We start from the raw sequence: 17,452 nt of genomic DNA, 5'->3' as shown, positions 1-17,452 counted from the left end.
AGTGAAAATCGAGAAAACATATATCAAAGACTTACTGATTGTAGAACCAACCGTTTTTGGAGACGAAAGAGGTTATTTTTTTGAGTCATACAGTAAGGTAAAATTTGAAGATTTAGGAATTAATATTGAATTTGTTCAGGATAATCAGTCATTTTCGAAGAAAGGGACTTTAAGAGGTTTGCATTATCAAAACCCTCCTTTTGCGCAGACAAAATTAATCCGTGTATTAGAAGGAGAAATTATTGATGTTGCCGTAGATTTGAGAAAAGATTCTCCTACTTATGGGAAGGCATTTAGTATTTTATTATCAGCTGAGAATAAAAAACAATTATTAGTGCCACAAGGATTTGCGCACGGATTTTCTGTTATTAGTGAAACAGCTTCGGTAATATATAAGTGCGATCAATTTTACAACAAAACTTCAGAAGGAGGGATTAAATATGATGATCCATCTTTAAACATTGATTGGGGAATGAACCTAGATGAGGCAATTGTTTCGGAAAAAGATCAAATTTTACCTTTTATTAAAAACTGTAATAGCTTATTTTAATGAAGAAAATTCTAGTAACAGGTGCAACAGGACAGCTAGGATCTGAATTTTTAGTTTTGGCATCTACTTATACCCATTATGAATGGACGTTTGCTGATCGTGCCGAAATTACATTAGATAACTTAGAATTGCTACAGTCTCAATTAGAAAAAAATAATCCTGATATAATATTTAATTGTGGAGCTTATACTGCTGTAGATAAGGCAGAATCAGAACAAAAATTGGCTTTTGAAGTGAATCACTTAGCAGTAGAATTAATAGCGAAATATTCTGCAAAAAAAAATGTAAAGTTAATTCATGTTTCAACAGATTATGTTTTCGATGGTAAATCTTCAATTGCTTTGAATGAAGAAGCAGAGACTAATCCGATAAATGTGTATGGTGAAAGCAAGCTGGCTGGTGAAATAGCATGTTTAAAGGAAAATCCTGAGTCGATTATTATTAGAACTTCTTGGGTTTATAGTAAGTTTGGGAATAATTTTGTCAAAACGATGCAACGATTGATGCAAGAAAGAGATGAAATTAACGTGGTGAATGACCAAGTGGGTTCACCAACCTATGCAGCAGATTTAGGACAGGCAATGATTGATATTGTTGAATCTTCAAAATGGATTCCTGGAATTTATAATTATTCAAACGAAGGAGAGATCAGTTGGTATGAGTTTGCTCTGAGTATTAAAGAATTTGGAGTTTATAACTGTAAAGTGGGGGGAATTCCGTCGTCATCTTATCCAACTCCAGCAAAACGACCAAGTTTTTCATTGCTGGATAAATCTAAAATAAAATCTGTTTATAATGTAAAAGTCCCTTATTATAAAGAAAGTTTAAAGAAGTTATTTATATAAAGCGAAGGTTTTAGATCTCTAAATTAAAAATAAACTTTTATGAAAGGAATTATATTAGCTGGAGGTTCCGGCACGAGATTACATCCATTGACATTAGCTGTAAGTAAACAGTTAATGCCGGTCTATGATAAACCAATGATTTATTATCCGTTATCAACTTTAATGATGACTGGAATAAACGAGATCTTAATCATATCAACGCCCCACGATCTGCCACATTTTAGAAAACTTTTAGGTGATGGAAGTACAATTGGTTGCAAGTTTAGTTATGCAGAACAACCAAATCCAAATGGTTTGGCACAAGCTTTTGTAATAGGTGAAGAATTTATTGGTAATGATAAGGTGGCTCTCGTTTTAGGAGATAATATTTTTTTTGGAACAAACATGCAACAATTATTAAAAGATAATGCTGATCCAAACGGAGGAGTTGTTTTTGCTTATCACGTTGCTGATCCAGAAAGATATGGGGTGGTAGAATTTGATGAAAATAAAAATGCTATTTCTATCGAGGAAAAACCATTAGAACCAAAATCTAATTATGCTGTTCCAGGTCTTTATTTTTATGATAATTCAGTTGTAGAAATTGCTAAAAATATAAAACCAAGTGCTCGTGGAGAATATGAAATTACAGATGTCAATAAAGTTTATCTAGAAAAAGGTAATTTAAAAGTTGGAATGTTAAGTAGAGGAACTGCTTGGTTGGATACAGGAACTTTTAATAGCTTAATGCAAGCAGGGCAATTTGTACAAGTTTTAGAAGAAAGACAAGGTTTAAAAGTAGGGTGTATTGAAGAAATTGCTTGGAGACAAGGTTTTATTGATGATGCTAGACTTGAGGAGTTGGCTCAGCCATTACTTAAATCCGGTTATGGGACTTATTTGCTAGAATTTTTAAAACAAAAGAAAAGAGGTGTTAAAATTTAATTTGTTATTCCAAGTAACTATTTAAAACCTTTAATTTGTATTTTTGTAGAAAGTTCAAATTTTACTGACTTAAAAAAACCTAAATTGAATACAGAAAAACCAAATAATATAACTTCTTTGTTGTATAAATCCATTTCTCCAAGAAATCTTAGGGCAAATATCAATAATCTTAGCTATTTGCCTAGATGGATAATTGTTGCTATTGATGTAATGGTTCTGTTTTTTTCGTTTTCTTTCACTTATTTGCTTTTTGATGGAACGGCAATAGGATACATAATAACATCGCACGATTTTTATTTTGTAGCTAGTTTGATAACGGTTAATATATTTTTCTTTTGGCTTTTTAGAACCTATTCAGGAATTATTAGGCATTCATCTTATATTGATGCAATAAAACTGCTATTTTCTCAAATGTCAGTTTTGGTATTCTTTCTGTTTGTTAATTTAGTATTTGAATTATATACAGGACATAAAGCCTTTTTAAATACGGCTCTTTTTATCAACTTAGTTTTGTCGTTTTGTGGATTGTTTTTATATCGCGTTATCGTAAAACAAACTTTTGAAATGTACTTTTCAGAAAAAGCAACAACTAAATTGGTGCGAACAGTTATTTATGGGACAGATGCAAACGCAATTTCAGTAGCCAATGCTTTAAAATTTGAAACGCCTTCTCGATTTAAAATTGTTGGATTTGTAGATAAAAACAATCAGAATGCGTCTAAGCGTATGCTGGATCTACCTATCTTAATTTTAAGAAAAAAGCTTCCAGCATTAATGAGATCTGTTGCTGCTGAGGGGGTTATTATCGCAGATAAAAGTTTAACGAAAGACGAGCAACTTATTATTGTTGATCAATGTTTAGAATTTAATTATCGAGTATACACGGTTCCGTTGATTTCTGATTGGGAAAATCAAAAAGAGATTTCTCAGAAAGTAAAAAATATTCAGATTGAAGATTTATTGGAAAGAAAACCTATAGTTCTAGACAGTAAGTCAATTTCAAAACAATTAAAAGATAAAACAATCCTTATAAGTGGAGCAGCGGGATCAATTGGAAGTGAAATAGTAAGACAGGTCTTAAATTTTAATCCAAAAAGAGTTATCGTTGTGGATCATGCCGAAACACCTTTACATAATTTATGTTTAGAAACGCAAGGGATGAATGTCGATACTAAAATTGTAGCTGTGATTGCCGATGTAAGAAGCAAAAAAGCATTAGAGAAAGTTTTTAAAAGCTATACTCCTCATGTTGTTTTTCATGCGGCTGCTTATAAACACGTCCCTTTGATGGAAGAAAACCCTTCTCAGGCGATTCAAACCAACATTAAGGGAACAAAAAATCTTGCGGATTTAGCTTGTAAATATCGTGTTAAGAAATTTGTAATGGTTTCTACTGATAAAGCTGTGAACCCAAGTAATGTAATGGGAGCAAGTAAACGTATTGCAGAAAAATATGTACAGTCTTTATTCTTAAAAAATCAAAGAGAAAATGTTGAAGGTGGCACCAAATTCATTACTACTCGTTTTGGAAATGTTTTAGGATCAAACGGATCTGTGGTTCCTTTGTTTACTAAGCAAATTGCTGAAGGAGGTCCAGTTACTATCACGCATCAAGACATTATACGTTACTTTATGACAATTCCAGAAGCTTGTCAGTTAGTGTTAGAAGCTGGAGCTATGGGTAATGGTGGTGAGATTTATATCTTTGATATGGGTAAACCAGTTAGAATTATTGATTTAGCACGAAAAATGATTAAACTAGCGGGTTTCATACCTGATAAAGAAATCAAGATTAAAATTGTAGGTTTAAGACCTGGAGAAAAGCTTTATGAAGAATTATTAAATGATACTTCTAAAACGCTACCGACGTATCATAATAAGATTATGATAGCGCAAGAAATTCAAGATGAATATGAAACTCTTCATAATGATGTTGATGAACTAATTGGAATAGCTGATTTTTACGAAAACGATGATATTGTTGCCAAGATGAAAAAGATTGTTCCTGAATTCAAAAGCATGAATTCTACTTTTGAAGTCTTAGACAAGTAATATACTTAAATATACAAATCAAGTATAAGCAAAAGGTGTTTTTTAAAAACACCTTTTGCTATTTTTAAATAAATTCTAAAATGTTAAAAATCTTGTTAATTTTTACGAATGCAAGATTTTTAAAGTTTTTTTTAAATGGATTCTAAAAATACGAACGATTGGTTGTTTGAAATAACACCAAAGAATAAATTTTTCTCGCTGAATTTTAAAGAAATTTGGCAGTATAGGGATTTATTAATGCTTTTTGTAAAAAGAGATATCATCACAGTTTATAAGCAAACTGTTTTAGGTCCTTTGTGGTATTTAATTCAACCTTTATTTACATCAATTACTTTTACTATTATATTTAATAACGTTGCAGGTATTAAGACAGGAACAATTCCGCCGTTCTTATTTAATCTAGCAGGAATTATGGTGTGGAATTATTTTACAGCTTGTTTAAATGGAACTTCTGATACTTTTAAATCAAATGCCAATATATTCGGAAAAGTCTATTTTCCGAGAATCATAACCCCATTATCTATTGTCATTTCAAATTTGGTCAAATTTGGAATTCAGTTTTGCATCTTTATCGTTTTTTACATTTTCTTTTATTGGCAAGGGGCAGATTTGAGCCTAAATCTATCAATATTATTTTTTCCAGTTCTAATTGCATTTATGGGGATTTTAGGACTTGGACTAGGAATGATGATTTCATCGATGGTTACAAAATATAGGGATTTAAACAATTTAGTGGGCTTTGGTGTACAATTATTAATGTATATATCAGCAGTAATGTATCCAATGGAATTGATAAAAGAGAAACTCCCAAAATTTGGTTGGCTAGTACAATACAATCCATTGGCTTATGTGATAGAAACTTCACGTTATATGCTTTTAAATATTGGCAGTTTATCAGCTTTAGGCTTAGCATATACAATAGTAGTGACAATTGCTGTTTTCTTCACTGGATTGCTAGTTTTTAATAGAACAGAGAAAAGTTTCATAGATACTGTATAATGAAAGATATTATATTAAGAGCTGAAAATATTTCTAAGCAGTACCGTCTAGGACAAGTTGGAACGGGAACCTTAAGTCATGATATAAACAGATGGTGGCATAAAATTCGGGGAAAACAGGATCCGTATTTAAAAATTGGAGATACAAATGATCGTTCGACTAAAGGAACTTCAGATTATGTATGGGCATTAAAGGATATCAATTTTGAAGTCGAAAGAGGAGAGGTTTTAGGAATTATAGGGAAGAATGGAGCGGGAAAATCAACACTTTTGAAAATCCTTTCAAAAGTTACAGCTCCCACGACAGGAAGTATCAAATCTAAAGGACGTATTGCCTCATTATTAGAAGTGGGAACCGGTTTTAATGGTGAAATGACTGGACGAGAAAATATATTTCTAAATGGAGCTATTCTTGGAATGACCAAAAAAGAAATCACTTCTAAATTGGATGAAATTATCGAATTCTCAGGATGCGAACGTTATATAGACACGCCTGTAAAAAGATATAGTTCTGGAATGACAGTTCGATTAGCATTTGCAGTTGCTGCTTTTTTGGAGCCTGAAATTTTAGTTGTAGATGAGGTTTTGGCCGTTGGAGACGCAGAATTTCAGAAAAAAGCTATTGGTAAGATGCAGGATATTTCGAAGGGTGAAGGGAGAACTGTTTTATTTGTGAGTCATAATATGCCGGCGGTTAGAAGTCTTTGTACTAGAGGTCTGATTCTAGAGAATGGAAAAACTGTATTTCAAGGAAATATTAATGAGTCGGTAGATTATTATTTAAATAATAACTTAGTACTGGAGAAATTTTATCTTAACAAAAGAGAGCCTAAAGAAAATAGTATCAAAAGTGTTAGGATTCTCGGAGCTAACGAATATTTACATCATAGTGAAATTATCAAAATTGAAATACTGCTTAATAATCATATTCAAAATATTAATGTGGGGATTGCGGTGCTAAACTCCGATAAAGTTAAAATATTTACTACGATTTATTTAATGTCTTCCAAATCTGATATTGTTTTTTGTGAAATTCCTGCCAAAACACTATTAAAAGGAATGTTCAGTTTAGATGTTGCAGTATTTGAAGATTCAAGAGTTTTTGAATACGTAACTGATATCTGTAATTTTCAAATAGAAGACTTAGATAACGATTATAAAATATATAATGGAAGTATTGGTGACATAAAAATTGATTGTAAATGGTACGGAAATTAATTAATAAGTTATATAAAAAAAATGATTCAATATCATTAGACAAGACTGTCAAAGTTTATCCCAACGTTATTTTGGAAACAAATTATGGCGGATCAATTGTAATTGGTAAACATAGTGAATTACTTTATGGTGTAATTTTAATGACGTATGGAGGAAACATAAAAGTTGGTAATTTTTGTTCTATAAATCCTTATTCAATCCTATATGGACACGGTAATTTAACCATAGGGGACAATGTATTAATTGCAGGACATGTCATGATAATTCCTGCAAATCATCGATTTGATGATTTAAACATCCCTATAAATAAGCAAGGAGAAAACAGAAAAGGAATCGTAATTAATAATAATGTTTGGATTGGTGCTGGTTGTCGAATTCTAGATGGAGTAATTATCGGGGAAGGAGCTATAATTGCCGCAGGTTCCGTTGTTACAAAAAATGTATTGGAAAATACAATAGTTGGTGGAGTACCAGCCAAATTAATTAAAATTAGAACGTAGTACTAAGATGAAATTTAAAAAACTACGAAGAATATACCGTACTTTATTTCCTGTAAAATTTTCAGAGGAACAAAAATTTATTAATAAATTAAAAGCAAGCAGTTTAATAAAAGAGTTTAAACAATTTAATTCTTTATTTGTGCTGAAGTTCTATAATGATGAACTTATTTATCTTAGAGACCAAAGCCATAGTGATTATGCTGTTTTTAATCAAATGTTTATTTTAGAAGAGTACAAAACAGTTTCCTCAATTCTAAAGCTTAATATCGAATTTAATTCAAAAGAAAGTGTTTTAATTGATGCAGGGGCAAATGTAGGATTTGCAACTATTTATTTAAATCAAAATTTATCTTTTAATAAAATTTTTTGTATTGAACCATCTAAAGAAAATTTTAAAATTTTAAAAAAAAATACAGCAGCTTTAAATTCAAAACACATATTATTTTTAATAAATAAAGCTCTTTCTGGTTCTGAAAATGTGTGTTTTACTATAGAGAACGATTTTAGAGATGGAAAAGATTGGTCAATTACTACAAAGGAAAGTGATTCTGGAGATATTAAAGGAATTACACTCAATGAAATAGTAAAGAAAAATAACTTACAAGAAATAACTTTATTAAAAATAGATATCGAAGGTGCTGAAAGATTTGTCTTCGAAAGTTCTTCGGATTTATCATTTTTAGATATCACAAAAGTGATTGTCATTGAAATTCACGATGAGTTTAATATTAGAGCGAATATTTATAGTATACTAGAACAAAAACAATTTATATTAATAGAATCTGGTGAAACAACCATTGGTATAAATAAAAAACACCTCAAATTTTAAAAAATAAAATGTCTCCAAAATTAAGCGTAATAATTCCTTGTTACAATTCGGAAGCTACTCTAGAATTAACTTTAAATTCGGTACTGAATCAGAATTTTGAAGAATGGGAAGCGATAATTGTGAACGATGGTTCAACTGATAGAACAGAAGAAATCGCAATAAAATGGACTTTAAAAGATCAACGTTTTAAATATTTTGCAAAAAAAAATGAAGGTTTAGGTAAGACAAGAAATTTTGGAATTGAAAAAGCACAGGGATTTTATATTCTCCCGTTGGATTCTGATAATCTTGTTGATGAAAATTTTGTGAGACGAGCTATTGCTGTTTTTGAAAAAGATTCTACTATTGGTGTGGTTCATGGATATGCAGAATATTTTGGAGAGAAAGAAGGCTTATGGAAAATAGATGATTTTGATTTAGCGAAAATATTAATTGATAATTATATTGATGCGTGTGCTATTTTCAAAAAGGAATTATGGGCAAAAGTAGGAGGCTATGATCAAAATATGCCGTATCAAGGTCATGAAGATTGGGAGTTTTGGATTTCCTTAAGTGGCGAAGGAACAGTTTTTTATAATCTTCATGAGGTTACTTTCAAATATTTTGTTTCTAAAAATTCAATGATTCATTCATTTACTAATGCGATGTTTTATTTAAATCGTGATTACATAGTAAAAAAACATAGTAGATTATATTACAATGAATATATGAAAATCACCTTAGCACGGTCTAAAGAATTCAAAATACTAAATAGTAAGTTTTTTATTCTATCATTTAAATTGCATAATGCTTTTGATTTTTTTAAGAAAAATTATAGAAAACCAACATTAATTGTAAATAAAATCAAGCGAAAATTGTTTGTTTTCGATTTTTTTTTCTGATTTGGTTTTATTATTAAGACATAATAAAAACTTTGCCACTATATGCACTTCGTGTAAAATGGCCTATTTAAGTGAAAATAGTATTTTCAACGGTAAAAATATTATTTGTATTTAATAAATACGAAGTGTAGTTGAATAGTAAAAGTATAGATTTACTTCTCAGTGAATGTAAAGAGTGGGGGGTAATCGACAATATAGTTTGAGTTTTAAAAAATTGACATAAAGAAATAAGTATCGTGCTCGCAATAGTAATTCCATATTACAAGATTACTTTTTTTGAAAAAGTTCTAAAATCATTAGCTAATCAAACGGATAAACGTTTTAATGTCTACATTGGAAATGATGCAAGTCCTGAAAATCCTGAAGAGTTATTAGAAAAGTACAAAGGAAAATTTGATTTTGTCTATCATAAGTTCAATAATAATTTAGGGTCCATTTCTTTGGTTCGTCAGTGGGATAGATGCATCGAACTTATGAATGATGAAAAATGGTTGATGATTTTAGGCGATGATGATGAATTAAGTGAAGGAACTGTTGCGGCTTTTTATCAAAATTTAGATGCAATTGATAGAAATAAAAGTAATGTAGTAAGATTTTCTACACAAATTGTAGATAATATAAGAGGTAGAGTTTCTAAAGTTTTTACTCACCCAAAATTAGAAAAAGCATCTGATTCTTATTATCGTAAATTTTCACGTGAATCAAGAAGCTCTTTATCAGAGCATATTTTTAGAACAAAAATTTATAAAAAATATAAATTTAAAAATTATCCGCTAGCATGGTTTAGTGATGATTATGCTTGGTTAGAGTTTGCAGAAATTTTTCCAATCTATTCAATAAATGAAGCTTTAGTTTTCATAAATGTTTCTACAGAAAGTTTGACAGGTAATGTCAATAATTTAATTGAGAAAAATAATGCTGAGATTATGTTTTATAATGATTTAATTAATCATCATCAAAAAGATTTTAATAGTTTTCAACTCGGTAAAATTGTTTTGCAAACAGAAATAGCTCTAAGAGAATATCGCAAAATGACCTTTACAGAATGGGTAAAATTGTCAAAAATATATATCACTAATTTTTTAGTTTTCTCCTTTTTAAAACTGATTAGAAGATTCGTCATAAACTATTTTTAACTGATTTTTTTTCTAAATAACTTAAATTACAAACAATGGTTGCTAAAAGTAATGTAACAGTCATAATTCCGTGTTATAATGATGGGTTATATGTTATGGAAGCTTTAGATTCTATACTAAATCAAACTTTAAAAGCAGATAAAATTATAATTGTTGACGATGGTTCAGAGCGAGAAACAAGAAAGGTGCTTGAGAGTATTGACCATGAGAATGTAACAATTATTTATCAAGAGAATCAAGGGGTTTGTAAAACGAGAAATAATGCCATTCAGTTAGCAGAAACCGATTATATATTGAACCTTGATGCTGATGATTATTTTGAAGCTACGTTTATTGAAAAAGCTGTTGAAGTACTAAATAATAATACTAAAGTCGCCGCTGTTGGCTCTTGGGTAAAAATTCTAAAAAATAATGTTCTAGAGAAAGAAATAAAAAAACCATATGGAGGATCTGTAAAGGATTTTATTATTATAAACAATGGAATAGCAAGTTCTATGTTTAGAAGAAAATGTTGGGAAATGGTTTCCGGTTATGATGCTGAAATGCAGAATGGTTATGAAGATTGGGAGTTTTGGATTTCAATTTTAAAGCATAATTATGAAATGGTAATTCTTCAAGAGCCTTTATATACGTATAGACAAAAGATGCAATCGAGGAACAAAAGTGCTTTAAACAAATATGATTATGATTTAAGAAAATATATTTTTGTAAAACATAAAGAATTGTATAAAGAGCATTTTGAATATTATTCTCTAGAATTATTAAGAAAAAATTCGATTTTTAGTAGAAATCAAAATAAAGCAAAAGAAACAATAGATTATAGAATCGGAAATTTAATTTTACGCCCCATAAGATTTCTAAAACGAATAATAAAAAAATGAATGCATTAGTTTCTATAATTGTTCCATGCTATAATCAAGCTCATTTCTTAAAAGATTCATTACAATCTGTTTTAGATCAAACGTATTCAAATTGGGAATGTATTGTAGTAAACGACGGTAGTCCTGATAATGTTTCAGAAGTTGTTGAGCTGTGGAGAAATAAGGATCTTAGATTTAAATATTTAGAAAAGAAAAATGGTGGATTAAGTAGCGCAAGAAATTTTGGAATAGAACATTCAAAAGGCAGTTATATTTTGCCTTTAGATGCAGACGATATTTTTCATAATGATTACATAACTAGAGCAGTTTCAGAATTAGAAAATGATAAATCTCTAGCTATTGTTTCGTGCTATAGCGAGTTTTTTATAAAGAAAAAAGAAAACGTAATTTTTCAACTGAAACCAATAGGGGATAGTTGTGAATATTTGTTATATGCAAATCAGTTAATAGCCTCTTCTTTATATCGCAAGCAATTTTGGGAAGAAGTAGGCGGGTATGATGAAAGCATGAAAAAGGGATTTGAAGATTGGGAATTTTGGATTGCAATAACTAAGAAGGGTTGGAAATATAAAATAATCCCTGAGTTTCTGTTTTATTATCGAAAGGCAAAAAAATCAATGCTTGTTGATACCGTTTCAAATTATGATATTACTATTAAAGAATATATTTTTAAAAAACATAAAGAGTGTTACATTGCAGATTTTGAAAATTGTATGACAGTTCTTTTTTATGGTCAAAATACAATTAGTACGAGCCAGAGAAAAATTAAAAATTCTTTAGAATATAAAATTGCAAAGATAATTTGTAAACCTTACAGGATATTTCAAAAATTATGGTCTCAAAAGTAAACGTAAGATGATTTCGGTTGTTATTCGAACTAAAAATCAATCAGAAGCATTAGCTTTTTTATTGAAAAACTTAACTGAAAGATATTCTGAAGATATTGGAGAAATTATCGTTGTTGATAATATGTCTTTAGATAATAGTAGAGAAATAGCCGAAAATTTTAAAGCTCGTTTTGTTACTATAGAAAAGTTTAGCTATGGCGGGAGTGCCAATGTATGTGCCAGAGAAGCTCAATATCCAATTGTTGTTATTTTTAGTGCACATTCTTATCCAATTAGCCATGATTTTTTTAAGCAGATTAAATTGAGATTTGAAAGTAATCCTAATCTAGCAGGTCTAAGGTGTCTTCATAGTAGTAATGATTATAAAAATTTCATCAATAAAATTCCAGCAAAAATGGACCCTAATAAATCTGGGTTGATTTTTTCAGGTTCTGCATTTAGTAAAAGAGTTTGGGAAAAATATCCATTTAGAGAAGATGTAGCTACTTTTGAGGATAAGGAATGGACTAAAAGAGTTTTGGAAAAAGATTATGATATCGAATTTTCTCCGTCAATTTTTCATTACGAAATAAAGCGAACGCGCAAGCAACAGCTTTTTAGATTTAAAAATGATATGGTTGGGAATTATCAATTATGGCATACAGACTTCACGTTTGAAAATGCATTTAGAGGATTAATGGTTAGCATTTACAATTTAATAAAAAGTTTTTTTGTAGATTTTTATTATATAATTTATCGTTTTATTTATTTAATAAAATTTGTGATAAAGAAGCCTAAGAAATTTTAAAATACTATAGCATATAATAAGATAGAAAAAATATTAAAGAATGAAATATTTTATAGTTAGACACCTGAAATAATATTCATTTAATATGAACCTGCAAAAATATTTAATGAAAAATATTCTTATTCTAGATTTTATAAGTGTTATTATAGGAATATATTATTTATGCATTTTCTTTATCGAAAGGTTTTGTATGTATGAAACCGTTAAAGAATAATTAGATTATGATTACACTAGTTTTAACCAACCGCAATCGCAATCTGCACATAGTAAAAAAGTGCTTAGATTCTTTAGAACAACAAACTGAAAAGGATTTTAAATTATTTTTTGTGGATTATGGTTCGGACGAAGAATATTTTTTAGAATTAGAAAAATTAATATTTGAATATTCTAAAATCCTATTTATCAAATGTAGTGTTTCGGGTCAGTTATGGAACAAATCCCGAGCAATCAACATTGCTTTGAAAAAATGCACAACAGACTTTTTCTTTGTTGGAGATATTGATATGCTTTTTCATACCGATTTTGTTAGGAAGCTTTATAAGCTTAAAAAAGAAAAAAGTGTCATCTATTTTCAAGTTGGTTTTTTAAATGAAGAAGAAACAAAACTAGATAAAGACTTTTTTAATTCTAATGTTAGTTTTGTTTCACAGAAAGAGGCTACAGGAATGACATTGTATCCAGCAAAATTATTAAGAGAAATTAATGGATATGATGAGTTCTATCATGGATGGGGAGCCGAAGATACAGATGTACATATTAGATTGCAGAATTCTGGAATTGAAGTGGAATTTTACAACCATGAGACTCTTTTGAAACATCAGTGGCATCCTAAAAATTATAGATCTAAAAATAGTGCACAACCATTTCACTTTAATTTAGAGAAAGTAAATCACTCTTATATCTCATTTTCTCAAATTACCAAAAGAACTTTAGTCAATGTAAATATTGATTGGGGAGTAATGCCCGACGAAAGTCACTACTTGAAACTGCTTCAAGATCCCGATTTTATTATAGAAATTTTGCCAGAAAAGGCCAAAATCGATGGATTTATTTCTCAGATGAGTAATTTTAAAAATAAAATTATTTCTTTTGTCATTAAAGATCCCATTCCCTCAAATAAAATTAAACAAGAAGTAAAAAAAGTTTTTGGGAAGAAATCTTTGGAATTTTTATCACTTGAAAAAGTAAATGATATGATTTTGCAAGAAATTGTTATTCACTATAGAAATTTACCGTACAAATATTTTTTTGACCAGAAAAAAAAGGAAATTCAGCTTAAAATTTATTTTCCGTAATGAGAATTTTAATGGTTTCTATTCCTTCTATCCACTTTTTTAGGTGGGTAAGTCAACTTCAGGATTCAGGCTATGAAGTTTATTGGTTTGATATTACAGGAATGAGCAAACATTCTGATAGAATAAACTGGGTATCGCAGCAAACAAATTGGAAAATGAAATGGGATTTTTTAGGAAGAACATTTCTAAAAGTTAAATTTCCTGTGGTATATAAGAGTATTCAGAAAATAAATGAAAAGGACGTTGCAAAGGAGTTTGAAAAATATTTATTTCAAGTTCAGCCAGATATTGTACATAGCTTTGCATTACAATTATCTTGTCTTCCTATATTAAATGTAATGAACGAGAATCCTAAAATAAAGTGGGCGTTCTCTTCATGGGGCAGCGATATTTTTTATTCTAAACAGATTGGCATTAATGATAATGATTTAAGAAAATGTTTTAAAAGAATAGATTATTTAATTACAGATTGTACACGAGATTTTAATATTGCAACCGAAAAAGGTTTTAGAAAGATTTTTTTGGGCGTTTTTCCTGGAAATGGAGGGGTTGATTTTTTTACAGCCAAAATATCGCCTGTTGAAGAAAGAAAGATTATTTTAATTAAAGGATACAACGATAAAATTGGAAGAGGATTAAATATTGTAAAAGCATTAGATCAAGAACTGATAGCATTGTTAAAAGAATATGAAGTAATTATTTTTGGTGCAGACGAACTTATTAAAAAATATATTGAAGAAAATAGCAATTTTAAAAAATTAAAATTTACCATATATCTGAAAAAAGACTTTATTCCTAACGCTGATTTAATAAGTTTAATGGGTAAATCTTTAATTTATGTTGCGAACAGTCTTTCTGATGGAATTCCCAATTCATTAATCGAAGCAATGGGAATGGGAGCTTTTCCTATTCAGTCTAATCCCGGAAAAGTAACAGAAGAGATTATTGAACATGGAAGAAACGGATTTTTGATTGATGATCCAGAAAATTTGTATGAAATCAAAAAATCAATTATTGCTGTTTTAAAGAATGAAAAAATGATTAAAGATGCCTTAAAGTACAATAAAGAAAATGTTAGAGATAAATATAATAGGCAAAAAGTTAAAAAACAGATTTTAAATTTATATGAAGAAATTGCTTGTTAGAATAATAAAAAAAATTAAAAAATCCTTCACGAAACAAAACAAGATTTTTCAAAATAGATCGCAAAAAATTTCACAATTAAGAGAACAGAAAAAATCAGATGTGGAGAGGTGGGAGTGTAATGAGCAGCTTTTTGAAGACTGGAATGAAAGAACAAAAATTTTAGGAGATTATATTCATTCGCATAGTCGGATAATTGAATTCGGTGCTGGAAATATGTTTTTGAAAGATTATTTAAAAAATTATGAAATATATACACCTTCAGATGTTGTAAAGAGATTTGAAGAAACGGTTGTATGCGATCTCAATGAAACATTAACAATAAATTTATTAGATTACAATACTGTTGTATTTAGCGGTGTTCTAGAATATGTTTATGATGTTGATAAAGTTTTTGCACAATTTAATACTGAGATAAAACAAATTGTAATGTCTTATTGTTGTTCAGATATTGTAAAATTGACAAGAGAAAAAAATGGCTGGTTAAGTGATTACACATATGCACAATTAGTACAAATATTCGAAAAATATAATTACAAAATTGAAGATTATAAAGAATGGAGGCAACAGTCTATTTTTAATCTTATAAAAAAGCCATAATTAAAAAATAATGAAATCTATTAAAATTTTTAAAGCTTCTTCATTTGCATATACACCCTTTAATAATTTTGTCGAAGGAGATTTAGATTTTCTATTAACAAATAACATAGTTATTGTAGACAATGTTAATGACGCTGACATTATAATTTCGCAGAACTATAAGCATTTAAAAAAATACTTTTGGAGGTTTTTGCAGAAGAAAAAATTTTTAGTTTGGACTCATGAACCAAGGTTTGATACTTCTTTTAAAAAACTAAAAAAAAAATGTTTTGGACTAATAAATATTCACTTTATGAATGTTTATACTCGTGATGTCTTTGTATCAAATTTATCTTTCATTGCAGAAGTGATAGATAAAAAAATTGAACCAATATCAGTTATAGATTTTAAAAAAAATAAAAAAATCGTTGCTGTTATGTCTTTTTATAATGGATTAAAGGCACCAAAGTTAATCAAGAACGGAACTAACATTGATTTAATTTCCTTAAGATCTCAAATTGCTATTGCAGGAAGCAAATGCTCAATAATTGATGTTTATGGAAAAGGATGGCCTGATGGAATTTCCAAAAAAGATTCAAGAGCAGGTAACTGGACAGAAGAAAAAAAAAAGATCTTAGATTCTTATCAATATAATTTGTGCTTTGAAAATACAATTGCATACAACTATATGACAGAGAAAATTTGGAATAGTATTGAAAGTTATTGTTTGCCAATCTATTATGGGAAAGGGACAAATGTTTATGAAATTTTTCCAAAAAATAGTTTTATAGATTATTCTAATTTTAAAGAGCCTAAAGAATTATTTAATTTTGTTCAAGAAATGACAGAAAGCGAATATGTCATCAGATTAAATAAATGTATTGATACATATAATACTATAAGTTCTAATAAAAAAGAAATTGCAAAAAAAGAAAGGGCAAAAATGTTAACAAAAATAGTTGAAAAATTAGAGTATATTTCAGTTTAAGGGAAAACACTTTTTTATGTTTTTTAAATTAATACCAGGCAAAGAAAAAAAATGATAAATCAATATAGAGAAGCATATAAAAAATTAAATTCTTCCTACAGAAAAGATGAACTTATATATCCCTTAACAAATAGGGGTTTTTTTTCTGAAATTAATAATCTTGCTCTCGCTGTTTTATATTGTATTGAAAATAAAATTTGTTTAAAAATTTATAGTAAAAATTGGGTTGGAGGAAGATGGAATGAATATTTTAACCCATTATTTACAGAATACAATGGTATTGTCCCATTGCCTGCTGATTTATTTGTAAAAAGGAGAAAGGATTCTTTTTATATATTTTATCATAAATATTTAATGAATAGAAAAATGATTCAAGGTGAAATTTGGAATCAAATGAGTAGCAAACCATTTTTCGAAAAGCATTTTGACTATCCAGAATTAGGTATAAAAGGAGGTATTTTTGAAGCAAAAAAGCAAATATTAAATCTAATTTTAGATTATAATAAGAAAACCGCCCAAGAAGTTTTTTCAATAAATAATATAGATCTTGATTTTGTGAAAACCAGTTGCGGAATTCATGTTAGAAGAGGCGATAAGATTAGAGGGAAAAGTAAAGAAGCAGATTTATTCGAAATTGAATCTTATGTAAATAAAATTTTAGAGGTTAATTCAGATATAAAAAAAATTACCATTTGCACAGATGATTATGGAGTCATAAAGGATTTTAAAGAAAAATACCCTGAATTTAGTTATTTAAGCCTTTGTGAACCCAATAGAATAGGGTATTTTCAAAAAGAGTATAACAAAATAGAAAGCGAGGTCAAAAAAAGAGCTGAAGTAATAAACGTTCTAAAAGATGCGAACTTACTTATCAATTCAAAAATGTTTGTAGGCACATATTCTAGTAACATAGCTCGCTTTGTAGCATTAATGAGAGATGACAAAAATTGTTATAGTTTAGATATCGATTGGACTCCTTCTTAAAAGTTAAAAGTTTA

At 28.9% G+C, this 17,452-nt stretch carries 18 protein-coding genes; all 18 read left to right on the top strand.

Translation table 11 applies throughout. The features are described from left to right. The first annotated feature begins 1 nt into the window (after nt 1). Nucleotides 2–550: a dTDP-4-dehydrorhamnose 3,5-epimerase gene (rfbC, locus tag ABTV69_RS01630; RefSeq protein WP_433833692.1), complete on the top strand. Its 549-nt coding sequence runs from the start codon at nt 2–4 to the stop codon at nt 548–550. Continuing rightward, a complete protein-coding gene (gene rfbD, locus ABTV69_RS01625) occupies nt 550–1,395 on the top strand; it encodes a dTDP-4-dehydrorhamnose reductase (RefSeq protein WP_433833690.1) in 846 nt (281 codons plus the stop codon). The genes rfbC and rfbD overlap by 1 nt, the downstream gene beginning before the upstream one ends. Nucleotides 1,396–1,434: 39 nt before the next feature. Beyond that, nucleotides 1,435–2,319 carry a glucose-1-phosphate thymidylyltransferase RfbA gene (rfbA, locus tag ABTV69_RS01620; RefSeq protein WP_433833688.1) on the top strand — a complete coding sequence of 295 codons (885 nt, stop codon included), beginning with the start codon at nt 1,435–1,437 and terminating at the stop codon, nt 2,317–2,319. Nucleotides 2,320–2,403: 84 nt separating this feature from the next. Further along, complete coding sequence (locus ABTV69_RS01615) at nt 2,404–4,371, top strand: polysaccharide biosynthesis protein (protein ID WP_433833687.1); 1,968 nt, start codon at nt 2,404–2,406, stop codon at nt 4,369–4,371. A gap of 135 nt (nt 4,372–4,506) precedes the next feature. Beyond that, nucleotides 4,507–5,370, top strand: a complete 864-nt coding sequence (locus ABTV69_RS01610; RefSeq protein WP_433833685.1) for an ABC transporter permease — start codon at nt 4,507–4,509, stop codon at nt 5,368–5,370. Beyond that, entirely contained in the window at nt 5,370–6,587 is a 1,218-nt protein-coding gene (locus ABTV69_RS01605; RefSeq protein WP_433833683.1) for an ABC transporter ATP-binding protein, read from the top strand. The genes ABTV69_RS01610 and ABTV69_RS01605 overlap by 1 nt, the downstream gene beginning before the upstream one ends. Further along, nucleotides 6,572–7,087 (top strand): acyltransferase, encoded by a 516-nt coding sequence (locus ABTV69_RS01600; RefSeq protein ID WP_433833681.1) that lies wholly within the window; start codon nt 6,572–6,574, stop codon nt 7,085–7,087. The genes ABTV69_RS01605 and ABTV69_RS01600 overlap by 16 nt, the downstream gene beginning before the upstream one ends. Nucleotides 7,088–7,094: 7 nt before the next feature. Next, nucleotides 7,095–7,916 (top strand): FkbM family methyltransferase, encoded by an 822-nt coding sequence (locus ABTV69_RS01595; protein ID WP_433833679.1) that lies wholly within the window; start codon nt 7,095–7,097, stop codon nt 7,914–7,916. 8 nt (nt 7,917–7,924) lie between these two features. Further along, nucleotides 7,925–8,797, top strand: coding sequence for a glycosyltransferase family 2 protein (locus ABTV69_RS01590; RefSeq protein WP_433833677.1), 873 nt, complete (start codon nt 7,925–7,927; stop codon nt 8,795–8,797). Between the two features lie 236 nt (nt 8,798–9,033). Continuing rightward, the gene (locus ABTV69_RS01585) at nt 9,034–9,933 is read left to right on the top strand and encodes a glycosyltransferase family 2 protein (RefSeq protein ID WP_433833675.1); all 900 of its coding nucleotides are present in this window, start codon (nt 9,034–9,036) and stop codon (nt 9,931–9,933) included. 35 nt (nt 9,934–9,968) lie between these two features. Continuing rightward, nucleotides 9,969–10,814 (top strand): glycosyltransferase family A protein, encoded by an 846-nt coding sequence (locus tag ABTV69_RS01580; protein WP_433833673.1) that lies wholly within the window; start codon nt 9,969–9,971, stop codon nt 10,812–10,814. Continuing rightward, nucleotides 10,811–11,662, top strand: coding sequence for a glycosyltransferase family 2 protein (locus ABTV69_RS01575; RefSeq protein ID WP_433833671.1), 852 nt, complete (start codon nt 10,811–10,813; stop codon nt 11,660–11,662). The genes ABTV69_RS01580 and ABTV69_RS01575 overlap by 4 nt, the downstream gene beginning before the upstream one ends. A gap of 7 nt (nt 11,663–11,669) precedes the next feature. Then, nucleotides 11,670–12,449, top strand: a complete 780-nt coding sequence (locus ABTV69_RS01570) for a glycosyltransferase (RefSeq protein ID WP_433833669.1) — start codon at nt 11,670–11,672, stop codon at nt 12,447–12,449. Nucleotides 12,450–12,670: 221 nt separating this feature from the next. Beyond that, on the top strand, nt 12,671–13,744 hold the full coding sequence (locus ABTV69_RS01565; protein ID WP_433833667.1) for a glycosyltransferase family 2 protein: 1,074 nt from the start codon (nt 12,671–12,673) through the stop codon (nt 13,742–13,744). Beyond that, nucleotides 13,744–14,889 (top strand): glycosyltransferase family 4 protein, encoded by a 1,146-nt coding sequence (locus ABTV69_RS01560; protein ID WP_433833665.1) that lies wholly within the window; start codon nt 13,744–13,746, stop codon nt 14,887–14,889. Before ABTV69_RS01565 ends, ABTV69_RS01560 begins: the two co-directional genes overlap by 1 nt. Next, nucleotides 14,870–15,487, top strand: coding sequence for a hypothetical protein (locus tag ABTV69_RS01555; RefSeq protein ID WP_433833663.1), 618 nt, complete (start codon nt 14,870–14,872; stop codon nt 15,485–15,487). Before ABTV69_RS01560 ends, ABTV69_RS01555 begins: the two co-directional genes overlap by 20 nt. A 10-nt stretch (nt 15,488–15,497) precedes the next feature. Beyond that, nucleotides 15,498–16,454, top strand: coding sequence for a glycosyltransferase family 10 domain-containing protein (locus ABTV69_RS01550; protein WP_433833661.1), 957 nt, complete (start codon nt 15,498–15,500; stop codon nt 16,452–16,454). A 51-nt stretch (nt 16,455–16,505) separates the two neighbouring features. Next, nucleotides 16,506–17,438: a hypothetical protein gene (locus ABTV69_RS01545; protein WP_433833659.1), complete on the top strand. Its 933-nt coding sequence runs from the start codon at nt 16,506–16,508 to the stop codon at nt 17,436–17,438. The last annotated feature ends 14 nt before the right edge of the window (nt 17,439–17,452 follow it).

The sequence above is a fragment of the Flavobacterium anhuiense genome, assembly GCF_050990855.1.
Taxonomy (GTDB): domain Bacteria; phylum Bacteroidota; class Bacteroidia; order Flavobacteriales; family Flavobacteriaceae; genus Flavobacterium; species Flavobacterium anhuiense_C.
Note: the sequence above shows the minus strand (reverse complement) of the source record. Positions and strands in the feature narration are given on the sequence as shown.